This window comes from Parvimonas sp. M20, from assembly GCF_035282425.1.
In the GTDB taxonomy this organism is placed as follows: Bacteria; Bacillota; Clostridia; order Tissierellales; family Peptoniphilaceae; genus Parvimonas.
Genome location: NZ_JAYKBQ010000001.1, coordinates 165,208 through 178,079, shown reverse-complemented (window position 1 = coordinate 178,079; position 12,872 = coordinate 165,208). Strand labels below are relative to the sequence as shown.

General features: G+C 27.6%; 12 protein-coding genes. All 12 read right to left on the bottom strand.

Annotated features, from left to right (window positions below):
- Positions 1-7: 7 nt before the first annotated feature.
- Positions 8-481 (bottom strand): 2-C-methyl-D-erythritol 2,4-cyclodiphosphate synthase, encoded by a 474-nt coding sequence (ispF, locus tag VJI93_RS00745; RefSeq protein WP_323998574.1) that lies wholly within the window; start codon positions 479-481, stop codon positions 8-10.
- 1 nt (position 482) lies between these two features.
- Positions 483-1,169, bottom strand: coding sequence for a 2-C-methyl-D-erythritol 4-phosphate cytidylyltransferase (gene ispD / locus VJI93_RS00740; protein WP_323998572.1), 687 nt, complete (start codon positions 1,167-1,169; stop codon positions 483-485).
- A gap of 177 nt (positions 1,170-1,346) precedes the next feature.
- Positions 1,347-1,772 (bottom strand): rhodanese-like domain-containing protein, encoded by a 426-nt coding sequence (locus tag VJI93_RS00735; RefSeq protein WP_323998571.1) that lies wholly within the window; start codon positions 1,770-1,772, stop codon positions 1,347-1,349.
- 100 nt (positions 1,773-1,872) lie between these two features.
- Positions 1,873-3,084 carry a glycosyltransferase family 4 protein gene (locus tag VJI93_RS00730; RefSeq protein WP_323998570.1) on the bottom strand — a complete coding sequence of 404 codons (1,212 nt, stop codon included), beginning with the start codon at positions 3,082-3,084 and terminating at the stop codon, positions 1,873-1,875.
- Between the two features lie 145 nt (positions 3,085-3,229).
- Positions 3,230-3,502 (bottom strand): 30S ribosomal protein S20, encoded by a 273-nt coding sequence (gene rpsT / locus VJI93_RS00725; RefSeq protein ID WP_323998569.1) that lies wholly within the window; start codon positions 3,500-3,502, stop codon positions 3,230-3,232.
- A gap of 137 nt (positions 3,503-3,639) precedes the next feature.
- On the bottom strand, positions 3,640-7,935 hold the full coding sequence (locus tag VJI93_RS00720) for a PolC-type DNA polymerase III (protein ID WP_323998568.1): 4,296 nt from the start codon (positions 7,933-7,935) through the stop codon (positions 3,640-3,642).
- 1 nt (position 7,936) lies between these two features.
- Positions 7,937-8,992 carry a flavodoxin-dependent (E)-4-hydroxy-3-methylbut-2-enyl-diphosphate synthase gene (ispG, locus tag VJI93_RS00715; protein ID WP_323998567.1) on the bottom strand — a complete coding sequence of 352 codons (1,056 nt, stop codon included), beginning with the start codon at positions 8,990-8,992 and terminating at the stop codon, positions 7,937-7,939.
- Positions 8,992-10,023: an RIP metalloprotease RseP gene (gene rseP / locus VJI93_RS00710; protein WP_323998566.1), complete on the bottom strand. Its 1,032-nt coding sequence runs from the start codon at positions 10,021-10,023 to the stop codon at positions 8,992-8,994. Before rseP ends, ispG begins: the two co-directional genes overlap by 1 nt.
- Complete coding sequence (locus tag VJI93_RS00705) at positions 10,023-10,805, bottom strand: phosphatidate cytidylyltransferase (protein WP_323998565.1); 783 nt, start codon at positions 10,803-10,805, stop codon at positions 10,023-10,025. Before VJI93_RS00705 ends, rseP begins: the two co-directional genes overlap by 1 nt.
- Positions 10,805-11,521 (bottom strand): isoprenyl transferase, encoded by a 717-nt coding sequence (locus tag VJI93_RS00700; protein WP_323998564.1) that lies wholly within the window; start codon positions 11,519-11,521, stop codon positions 10,805-10,807. Before VJI93_RS00700 ends, VJI93_RS00705 begins: the two co-directional genes overlap by 1 nt.
- Positions 11,521-12,078: a ribosome recycling factor gene (gene frr / locus VJI93_RS00695; protein WP_323998563.1), complete on the bottom strand. Its 558-nt coding sequence runs from the start codon at positions 12,076-12,078 to the stop codon at positions 11,521-11,523. The genes VJI93_RS00700 and frr overlap by 1 nt, the downstream gene beginning before the upstream one ends.
- A gap of 1 nt (position 12,079) precedes the next feature.
- Positions 12,080-12,793: a UMP kinase gene (gene pyrH, locus VJI93_RS00690; RefSeq protein ID WP_323998562.1), complete on the bottom strand. Its 714-nt coding sequence runs from the start codon at positions 12,791-12,793 to the stop codon at positions 12,080-12,082.
- Between the last annotated feature and the right edge of the window lie 79 nt (positions 12,794-12,872).

Sequence of the window (12,872 nt, the reverse complement as noted above, 5' to 3'; positions counted from 1 at the left end):
TCCCTCCTTATATTTTCTCAAGTAATACTACCGCTTGAGAAGAAATACCTTCTTCTCTTCCTTCAAAACCTAAATGTTCTGTTGTAGTGGCTTTTATACTTATATTTTCTATATCAGTTTCTAAAACATTTGCAATATTTTTTCTCATTTCAATAATATAACCCGATAATTTAGGCCTTTGTGCAGATATTACACTATCTACATTTCCAATTTTATATCCTTTTTCTTTCATAAGCCTGACAACTTCTTTAGTCATAATCAAAGAACTAATATCTTTATATTTTGGATCATTATCAGGGAATAACTTTCCAATATCTCCTAAACATAAAGCTCCAATAATTGCATCATTTATAGCATGAACTAAAACATCTGCATCACTATGCCCTAAAAGACCTTTTTCATGATCTATTTTAACTCCACCAATTATTAAATCTCTACCAACTACTAATTCATGAACATCAAAACCAATTCCTATTCTCATATTAAATGCCTCTTTCTAATAATAATCTTGCATAATATATATCTTCTATAGTTGTAATTTTTATATTTGAGTATTCTCCCTCAACAAGTTTTACTCTAACATTCAACTTTTCTACAACAGAAGAATCATCAGTAACAAAACCACATTCTTCAAAATATCTTTTGTATCCATCTATAATAACTTCTTTTTCAAAAGCCTGAGGCGTTTGAATATTGTACAATGAACGTCTATCGGGAGTTGAGACAACTTCAAAATCAGAAGATATAAACTTCATTGTATCTTTAGTTTTAACTCCTGTAATAACAGCTTTATAACTATCTAATTCATTTATTACATTTAAAATATTTTGTTTACTAACAAGTGGCCTAGCGCCATCATGACAAATTACAAAATTTGCCTCATCAGATACTTTTAAAAGTCCATTAAAAGTAGACTCCTCTCTTGAAGAGCCTCCTTCAACTAATTTTATCTTTAATGTATATTTTTTAATTATATTATTAAAGTCCTCAAAAAACTCTTTCTTAGTAACCAAAATAATCTCAAATATTTCAGATATATCAGTAAAAGCACTAATAGTTCTTTCAATTACAGAAATTCCACATAAGTCTAAAAAAATTTTATTAGTACTTAATCCCATTCTACTTGAAGAACCAGCAGCAACAATTATAACAGAAATTTGTTTTGCCATAATTTCACCTCAAGTTATATTGTATCACATTTGAAATTTATTTTCTATATTTTTAATGGTAAAATTTATGAAGTAAAAAGAAATGAAACCCCTAACAAATAATAATTGGATTTTAATAAGAATCCTAAAACATTGTTATTTCACAATAAAAGCGATGAATTTTCATCGCCTTAAAAATTATTTTACAAGTTCATATTTATATTGTTTAACACCTTGTGCATTGCTAACATTAGTATAACCTAATTTTTTTAATTTTTCTAATGCTTGTCCACTTCTATTTCCAGTATTGCAATATAAAATAATTTTTGCATCTTTTTTTGTTACTTTAGACTCAATATCTTTTTCAATAGTTTCCAATGGAATATTTATCGCATCTTTAATATGTCCTTCATTATATTGTTCTGCAACTCTAACATCTATAACTGTAGCACCTTTCTTTTGTTCTTCTAATAGAGTTTCACCTTTCATTAAATCTGATGATTTCTTTTCATCTTTCTTTTCAGTTTGTTTATCATTTGCCTTATTGTCAGATTTAGAACCACAACCTACTAAAGTTGTTGCTGTAACTAATGATAAAAGCAATAGTTTTGATAATTTTTTCATTAATTTACCTCCAAAAATATAATCAACAAAATGATACCATATATTTTAAATAAAGTAAAATAATTTTTTCTTATTAATATATAATATCAATAAATATTTTCTATATAACTGTATTTTTTATGTTATCACAGATATTTTTCCAACTGAATTGAATCATTTTAGACGGAAAATCTTGTTCATAATTATTATTATACAAATTATTTATTTGATTCTCCAAAGCCATACTAAGTCTTAAAATATAATAATTTACCTCCGTTTCCATTACTTTATCAGTATCATATAAAACTGGCATTTTTACAAATTCAATATTTTTAGATTTTGTAATATCTTCGCCAACAAAATTGATAAAATTTTCTAGTTCGTTCATAACAACCTTTAATCCACAAGCCATAGCTTCAATTGTTACTAGTGAAAGACCTTCATAAAACGAAGGCATCACAAAAATATCACAGGATCTAAACAAATCCCCTATTTCCCTCATATTCATATATCCATATAATTTAATTTTATCAGAAAGCTTTCCAGAATAAGAAATAATCTCCTCATATTCTATTCCTGTTCCACTTCCAGCTAAAATCAATTCTACATTATATTTATCCTTTATTTTTTCAAAAGCTTTAAGTAAATATATAATTCCTTTAGCTCTACTAAATTTTCCTGCATATATTAGTCTTATTTTAGCATCTTTAGAATAAGTTTTATTATAATCTGTATAATAAAAATCTAAATCATATCCCCCACCAATAACATAAACTTTATCTTTATTATAATTAAATACATTAATAATTTCTTCTTTTTGCTTTTCTGACAAGCAAAAAATTCCATTAAGTGTGGGAATATTGTCACAAATAAACTTTTTATGTATGTCATTTTTATAAAGTTGTCTTAAATCCGTTCCATGACAAAACGCAAAAACTTTACATTTTAAATCAAGACTTGCAACAATAGATGTCATTATATAGAGATGATTTGTAAAAATAATATCTGGTTTAAAGTTTTCAATGATATTTGTTATTTTATTTATAAAAACATTTATATATCTTTCTAAGTTTTCACCAACTAAGTTTGAAAATAAAAAGGATTCATAAGGCATTACATCACTCATTCCGACTACTGGAAATGGCAATTCTTCACTTTTAAATTTGATAATTTCATAATCATCAAAATTAACTTCCACAATATCATCTTTATTCATAGCACATAAAACCTTTTGAGTAAAATTCATAGCTTTGAAGTTTTTATATACTTCTGACAAATAGACTCCACTACCTGTTTTTGAAGGGTATTGACTAATTAAATGTAAAATTTTCAAATTTATAACTCTCCTTATAATACAACTTTATACTCCAAAAAATAGATTTTAAGGTCTTTTTGATATTATATCATATCAATAAATAAATGTAAAAAAAAGCTCCACACGGAGCAAATATAGTGTGTTGGATCCATACACGCTATATTTACGCTTGTGTTGAAGCATCATGTAATTTTTTACTTAATTTACTTACTTTTCTAGAAGCAGCATTTTTATGAAAAACACTGTGTGCAGTAGCTTGTTTAAGTCTTTTATCAATCTTTCTTAACAACTCATTAGCTAATTCCAAATTGTTTTCTTCTATTGCTAATTCAAATTTTTTAATATAAGTCTTTATTTCAGATTTTCTACTTTTATTTTTAAGAGTTTGTTTTTTAGTAACATCAATTCTCTTAAGTGCTGATTTAATATTTGCCATCTCATTCACCTCCTCAAAAATAACAGTAATATTATACTACAAACATATAATTTTTACAAGCCCTATGTTTAAATAATTGGGTTAACTTTGTATTGTATATTTAAGAATAACTGAGATAATAAAATCTCAGTTATTCTTTACATAAAGTCAAATAAACTTACTTGATTTGTTTGTTGTAATTTACTTAAAACTCCATGCTCTTTTAAGGATTCTAATGCATTTTTATTTATTTTTGTTCTTTCTTGAAAATCTTCAATAGATATAAATGGTAATTTTCTAACCTCTTCATATATAGAAGTTGAATTGACATCACTTACAAAATCTAAAGCTCTAAATGGTGGTAAAATTTTACCTTTACCATCAATTAAAAACCTTGACGAATCTGATTTTTCCAAATCTACTTTACTTGCAACAATTCCCCTAAGGTACATTTCTTCTGCAACTTCAAGGATGTCATATACATCTTGCTCTTTTTGAGATGCAGATTTTCCTAATTCGTTTATTTCTTTCATTTTAGACTGTATTGCAGATAGCCCTTTAAATATTAAATTACCAGGATAATTGTCTATTTTTGTTGTAAAATATGTGGCATAAAAAGCTTCAGGATAATGAACCTTAAAATATGCAATTCTATAACTCATCATTACATAAGCCACCGCATGAGCTTTAGGGAATAGATATTTAATCTTTTTACAAGAGTCAATATACCATTCTGGTATCCCATTATTTCTCATATATGATTCAGTTTCTTCATCAAGACTTTTCCCTTTTCTTACTGTTTCCATTATTTTAAATGAACGTTTATTTTCAAGGCCTTTAAAAATTAGAAATGTCATTATATCATCTCTAGTACAAATTGTTTCATTTAAAGGTATTCCTTTTTTAATAAGTTCTTGTGCATTACCTAACCATACATCAGTTCCATGTGAAAGCCCTGATATTCTTATAAGTTCGGTAAGAGTTTTTGGTCTTGTATCAAGTAGCATTTGTCTTACAAAATTCGTACCGTATTCAGGTATTCCTAAAGTTCCAACTCCATCTTTGTATTTATCATCAATAAATTTCAAACTATCTGTTGAATAAAATATATTCAAAGTGTCCTTGTCATCCATAGGAATATTTAAAGGGTCAACTCCCGTTAAATCTCCTAAATGTTTTATTATAGTAGGAACATCATGACCAAGTAAATCCAGTTTTAAAATTCTCCCACTTATAGATTTATAACTAAAATGTGTTGTTTTTGTTTCAGAAGTTGGATCATCTGCAGGATATTGTATAGGTGTAAAATCATAAATTTCTTTATTATGTGGTACTATCATTACACCACCCGGATGTTGACCGCTAGTTCTTTTTACTCCAACTATCTTTCTAACATATCTTCTAATGTTGCCTGCTGTAAGTGAGAGTTCATTTTCTTCAACATATTTTTTTACATAACCAAATGCTGTCTTGTCAGAAACAGTACCAATAGTCCCAGCTCTATATACTTTATCTGATCCAAATAAATCTTCAGTATATTTATGGCAAGTAGATTGATACTCTCCTGCAAAATTTAAGTCAATATCAGGTTCTTTATCTCCATCAAAACCTAAGAATACTTCAAATGGAATATCATGACCTTCCTTCATCATATTTATTTTACATTCTGGACATTCTTTATCTGGCATATCCACTCCAGATTGTCCACTATATTGATCATGGAATTCTGAATGTTTACATTTAGGACAAATATAATGTGGAATTAGTGGATTTACTTCTGTTATCCCAGCCATAGTAGCTGCAAAAGAAGACCCTACTGACCCCCTTGAACCTACTAAATATCCATCATCATTAGAACGCCAAACCAATTTTTGAGCAATTATATATAAAACCGCATAACCATTTTTAATGATTGATCCTAATTCTCTTTCAAGTCTATCTTCAACTATTTTAGGTAAATTTTCGCCATAAATAGATTTGGCTTTATCATAACATATTTTTCTTAATTCTTCATCAGCGCCTTCAATAAAAGGTGGAAATGTCCCATTAGGAATTGGCAAAATGTCATCAAGCATATCTTTAAAAATATTAGTATTTTTTACTACAACCTCATATGCTTCATCTTCCCCCAAATATGAGAATTCACCTAGCATTTCATTCGTAGTTCTATAATAAAAAGAACCTTCTTTTTCAAGATTTTTCTTTCCTTGACCATATAAGATTACATTTCTAAAAATATAGTCATTTTTATCAAGATATTTAACATTTCCAGTTGCAACTACTAATTTATCTAATTTCTTTCCGAGCTCATAAATCTTCTTATTTATTTCTTTTAAATCATCTATGCTTAAAACTTTTCCTCTAAAAAACAGATGTTTTAAATTAGAAATTGGTTGAATTTCAAAGAAATCATAGAATTTGGCAATTTCTAATATTTCTTCTTCACTTTTTTCTTCTATGAATGCTCTGAAAAGTTCTCCATCCCAATTTCCTGAACCTATTAAAAGACCATCTCTATATTCCTTCAATCTTGATTTTGGAAAACCTGCGACTCTTCTAAAATACTTCATCAGTCCTTCTGAAACCATCTTATAAAATCCGCTTAAGGCTTCCATTTTTTTTACATATATTATTGAATTATATGAAATATTTTTTGCGATAGGCCATTTTGTTTCAATATTATTTATATTTTCATCAAATACTTTTCCATCTTTTTCTATCATTTTTATAAGTTCTAAAAGAATTCCTGAGCAGGCTTCAGCATCAAAACTTGCCCTATGATGATTTAATAATTTTACCCCTAATTCCTTACATAATGTATTAAGTTTATGATTTTTTAAATTTGGTAATACAGCTCTAGCAAACCCCATTGTATCTATAAAAGTGGGATCAAATTCAAGATTTAATCTTTTACAATTAGTTTTTATAAATGAAATATCAAATTCTGCATTGTGTGCAACAAAAACTGCATTTTTAGAAAATTCTAAAAATTTTGGCATAATTTCGGCTATCAAAGGCTTATCTACTACCATTTCATTGGTAATACCAGTTATTTCAGTTATTTCTTGAGTTATTTCTTGCTCTGGATTTACTAACTCATTAAAATACTCAACAACTTTCCCATTTTCAACACGAACTGCTCCTATTTCTGTAATATTGTTTTTTAAATGCGAAAGACCAGTTGTTTCAATATCAAAAACTACAAAAGTATCAAAATTTACTCCATCTTTATAATTATATAAAATTCTTGGATTATCTTCTAACAAATTTAATTCTAAACCATATAAGGCCTTTATATCTCCATTACTGAACAAATCCATCATTTGTGGATACGCTTGAACAACTCCGATATCAGTAACTCCGACAGCAGTATGTCCAATTTCTTGTAATCTTGACTTTAATACTTCCAAATTTACACATCCATCAAGAGCACTCATCTGTGAATTCAAATGTAATTCAACTCTTTTTTCAGGAGCATTATCCACAAATATATGTCGTGGTGCTTCTTCCATTCCATCAATCATCATAGAAATTCCCTTTGCATATTGATCATATTCAACTCTACCTACTGCTGTTACATAAATTCCGTTTGAGATTGATTTAGAATTTATTTTATCAGAAAAAATTTGTAGTTTTTTATCATCTAAAAACAATTTACAACTCATTGCAGAAGTTTCATCTTCAATATCAAATAAAGCTAATTTTTTGCCACTTTTTAACTCTCTAATATCTAAAGAATAAACTCTTCCCTGAATTTTACAAAAACCACTATTTTGATCCAAATCAGAAATTTCTAAAATTGGTTCTTTATCTGAAATTTTTTTACCAATTTTAAATTTTTCTTTTGATTCATCATTTTCTTTAATTACTTTAACTTTTTCAGTTTTATTATCTTTTTCTTTTTGAATTTCTTTTCTTTTATTTTCTAATTTGTTTTCCAATTTTTCAGAACTTTTTTCTTCTCTTGTAAATAAACTATTTAGCATTAATATTTCAATATCTTTATTGTATTTTTCTGAAATAAATGATTTTAAATCATTTAAAAATGAATTCGAAATTAGTTTAAATCTACAAATAGAGTCGGATATATATATTTCTATATAATCCTCTAAAAAATTTATTCTATCATTATTTGTAAGAGTAAAACCATGATTTTCCAATAATTTTTGTACTTCATTTACAAATTCATCATAGTTTATATAATAGTAATAATCATATGGACATTCTAATTTTGAAAAACTCTGAACTGAGATAGCCACTTCTCTACCATTAAATAACTCATGTAGTTCTTTATCTAAAACTACTAATTCTTCTATTCCAACTTCATCGGAGTTTGTAAGTAATCTAAAATCTATTTTTTTATCACCAAAAACAAACTCATCAATAATAAAATCTTCTGATAAGCTGTAATTTTTTCGTTGTGAAAAATAAAAACTTTTTAAACTCCTATACATACTATTCCTCCAATTTATTAATTTCATTAATCAATTCTTTAAGTAAGTCTTTTTCATCTACTTTTTTAATAATTTGTCCTTTTTTGAAAATTAACCCTTTTCCATTTCCACCTGCAATTCCTAAATCTGCTTCTTTTGCTTCTCCAGGACCATTTACAGGACAACCCATTATTGCAATTTTAAAGTTTTTATTAATATGTTTTAATTCCTTTTCTGCCTGTTCTACAATATTAATTAAATCAATTTTTGTCCTTGAACAAGTAGGACATGAGATTAAGTCAATTCCATCTTTTAAAAGTCCTAATGAACGTAAAATTTCTTTTCCGACTCTAACTTCTTCAACTGGATCTCCAGTCAAAGACACTCTAATAGTATCACCAATTCCTTTTGCCAAAATAATACCAAGTCCTACTGAAGATTTTATGGTTCCTCTAAAATTTGGACCAGCTTCTGTAATTCCTAAATGTAGTGGATAATTACATAAACTACTTAAAAGTTCATAAGATTCAACACAAATAGGAACATTACTTGATTTTATTGATATTTTAATTTGGTCAAAATTTAGTGATTCTAAAAACTCAACCTGATCTAAGGCACTATAAACTATAGACTCTTTATTAACTCCATGAAACTTATCAATAAATTTTTGATTTACAGATCCAGAATTAACCCCAACTCTTATTGGAATATTATGATATTTGCAACATTCTACAACTTCTTTAACTTTCTTTTTTCCACCAATATTTCCAGGATTAATTCTTAAACAATCAGCTCCATTTTCAGCTGCCATTATTGCAAGTCTATAATCATATTGAATATCTGCAATAAAAGGTATTGAAGTTAAGGATTTTATCTTATTAATAGCTAAAGCGTCGTCTAAATCATTAACCGCTGAACGACTAATGTCGCAACCTTCTGTTGCAAATTGATTAATTTGCTTTACAGTTGAATCAACATCCTTTGTTATTGTATTTGTCATTGATTGTATAGAAATAGGAGAACCACCTCCAATAGGCACGTTCCCCACATAAATTTTCTTAGTTATTTTTCTTTCCATTAATTTGCTCCAAAAATTCCTAGTCTTATTACATCTTTAAATGATACAAATAAAATAAGACCCATTAAAAATATAAATCCTATTGTATGAATTAAACCTTCCTTAGACCTTGAAACCGGTCTACCTAAAATTAATTCTATAAACAAGAAAACTAATCTTCCACCATCCAAAGCAGGTATTGGTAACAAGTTTATAAATCCTAAATTCACACTTAGAAAAGCAGTAATGTATAATAATGAGTATATACCATTACTAGCAGCACTACTTATTGCTCCAACTACTCCTATAGGTCCAGATAGCTGTCCTACTCCAACTTTTCCAGTAAATAATTGTCTTAAAATATCAAACATAGAACTTATAAAATAAAAAAATGTATTTAAACTTTCTTTCACTGACATTAGCAAACTTCTTTCTAATTTTGATGTAACACCTAAAACTTTTTCATCAGAATTTTCAAATTTTACTAAAATATCTATTTCTTTATTTCCTCTTATTACTTTAACACCAGTTTCTTGCTTATCTAATTTTGAGAGGCTTGTATGAATATCCTTCCAAGATTTTATTTCATAATCTCCAATACCTATAATTTTATCTCCCGGTTGTATCCCACATTTAAGAGCAACAGAATTTTTTTTGACACTCTCTACAGTTGTTGTTTGATGTCCTCTAATTGCAAACAGCGAGAAAAGAATAACAAATGCCAATATAAAGTTGAACAAAGGTCCAGCAAATATAGTTAAAATTCTTCCGCTTATTGTTGCACCATTAAAGTGTCCTCTTTCTGAAAAATCTAAATCCTGTTCTTCTTCGTTTTCATCTTCACCCTCCATAGCACAAAAACCACCTAATGGTAAGGCTCTGATTGAATATAATGTATCACCTTTTTGTTTGCCAATAATTTTTGGCCCCATTCCAACAGAAAACTCATTAACTTTTATCTTTGCTCTTTTCGCAAAAATAAAATGTCCAAATTCATGAACTACAACTACAACCATAAATACTAAAAGTGCTACTATTATTTTTATAATCATTAAATACTACCTCCAAATATACAAAAAATAATATAAACCAAAGGCGTCACAAACACTATACTGTCAAATCTATCTAAAAATCCACCATGTCCTTTGATAATATTACTAAAATCTTTTATTCCTATTTCTCTTTTTATTTTCGATGCAAATAAGTCTCCTAATTGAGCAACAATAGAAAGAATTATTCCTGAAACAATTATAAAAACAATATCAAATTTTAAAACAAAAAAATTAAATACATTTAACAGTATAAGAGACCCAAAAATCCCGCCTAAAGAACCTTCTACCGTCTTTTTTGGACTTATACTAGGATATAACTTTCGCCTTCCAAAAATTATTCCAAACAGATAAGCAGATGTATCAGTTCCCCAAGAAGTTAAAAATACAGCCCAAAGAAGATTATTTTCTCCAAGTCTTAAGAAAACTCCCATAGGAACTGAAATATATATAAAAGAGAACAACAATTTTCCTAAGTTTTCAATATTAATTTTATTAAAAAATAAATAATAAATAGAAACAACAAGAAAATACAATGAAAAACAAGTTAATACTAAACTTTTATTTGAAATACCTATAGAGTACACCATTGCTATAGAAAACAATATACTAAAAGAAATTATAAATAAATCATTTAACTTAAATGTCCTAAATAATTCAATTAAGCATAAAACTGTAATAGTCATAGTGTAACCCATAAGTGCATATCCTTTAAGCCATATACATATAAAAGATATTATTAACATCAATACTCCACTTATAGTTCTATTGATAAAGCTAGTCATTAAATTCCCCCAAATCTTCTATTTCTATTTTGAAAATCATATATAGCCTCATACAAATCATTAGCATAAAATTCAGGCCACAAAGTATCTGTAAAATAAAACTCAGAATAAGCTAACTGATAAATTAAAAAATTACTTATTCTCTTTTCATTTCCAGTTCTTATCATTAAATCAACGTCAGAATTTTCTTTTGTATATAAATAATTCTTAAAACTTTCTTCATTCAAATCGTCTATTGAAAAATTACCTTTTGAAACATCATCAAATAAGTCTTTTATAGAAGAAATAATTTCTGCCCTACCGCCATAATTTAATGCGATATTCAAAACCATTCCTGTATTGTTTTTTGACTTATCTATACTATTGTCTAGTAACTTAACTATTGAACTTGGTAATCTACTATAATCTCCAATAACTCTAAAAATAATATTATTTTCTAAAATTCTTTTTAATTGAGAATTTATATAAATAACCAAAATATTCATAAGACCTTTAACTTCATCTTTAGGTCTTTTCCAATTTTCAGTCGAAAAAGCATACAAAGTTAGAGTTTTAACCCCTATTTTACAACACTCTTCAACAATATCAACTACTCTATTCATTCCCTCTTTATGTCCAGCAATTCTGGGCAAAAATCTATTATTTGCCCATCTTCCATTGCCATCCATAATAATACCGATGTGTTTTGGTATATTTGTAAAATCTATATCTTTCATTAAATTTCCATTAACTCTTTTTCTTTTAATTTTGTAATATCTTCAACTTTTTTAATAAATTTATCTGTAACTTTTTGAACTTCTTCTTCAGCTTGTCTTAATTCATCTTCGCTGATTTCCTTATCTTTTTCTAGTTTTTTCAATTTATCAAGTCCATCACGTCTCAAATTTCTAATAGCAATTTTGGCGTTTTCTCCATATCCTTTTACAACCTTAACTAATTCTTTTCTTCTATCTTCAGTTAAAGCTGGGAAAGGTAATCTTATAACTTTTCCATCATTAGATGGAGTTATACCTAAATTTGATGCTAAAATAACTTTTTCTATAGGAGTTATCAAAGAAGCATCCCAAGGTTGAATTACCAATAATCTTGCTTCTGGAACAGAAATAGATGCAACTTGTTTAATTGGTGTTTCTGTACCATAATAATCAACAGTAAATTGATCCAATATTGTAGGATTTGCTCTACCAGCTCTTATTGTTGTTAATTCTGTTTCATAAGACTCTATTGATTTTGACATTTTTCTTTCTAATTCATTAATTATTTCTTTATGCATTTTATTTCCCCCTTACTATTGTTCCTACCTTTTCGCCCTTTACTACTGAAACTAAATTTTCTGGATTGTCAATTCCGAATACAACAAGTGGAATATCATTATCCATACAAAGAGAAGTAGCAGTAGCATCCATTATACCTAATCCTCTATTTAAAATTTCTATATATGTTAACTCTTCAAATTTCTTTGCATCTTTAAATTTATTTGGATCTTTATCATATATGCCATCAGTTCCTGTTTTACCAAGTAAAATTACATCTGCTTGCATTTCCGCTGCCCTTAAAGCTGCAGTAGTATCAGTTGAAAAATATGGCATACCTGTTCCTGCACCGAAAATAACAATCCTCCCTTTTTCAAGATGACGTTCAGCTTTTCTTTTTATGAAAGGTTCAGCAACTTCATGAACATTAATTGCTGTCTGAACTCTTGTAGGTACTCCCATATTTTCAAGTGTAGCTTGTAATCTTAAAGAATTTATTATAGTTGCAAGCATACCCATATGATCAGAAGTTGAACGTTCTATTTTTTCACTTGAACGACCTCTCCAAAAATTTCCACCACCAACTACAATACAAACTTGAATACCTAAATCATATACATCTTTTACTGATTTACAAATTTTTTCAATTGTTTCATCATGGAGTCCATGTCCAATTCCACCAGACAAAGCTTCTCCACTAAGCTTAATAACTACTCTTTTAAAATCTAAATCCATAAGATAGTCTTTCTCCTTTAATTTTATACAATAAGTGTATCATTTTTTTATTATTTTTTCAATCTTTTTGTAACTAAAT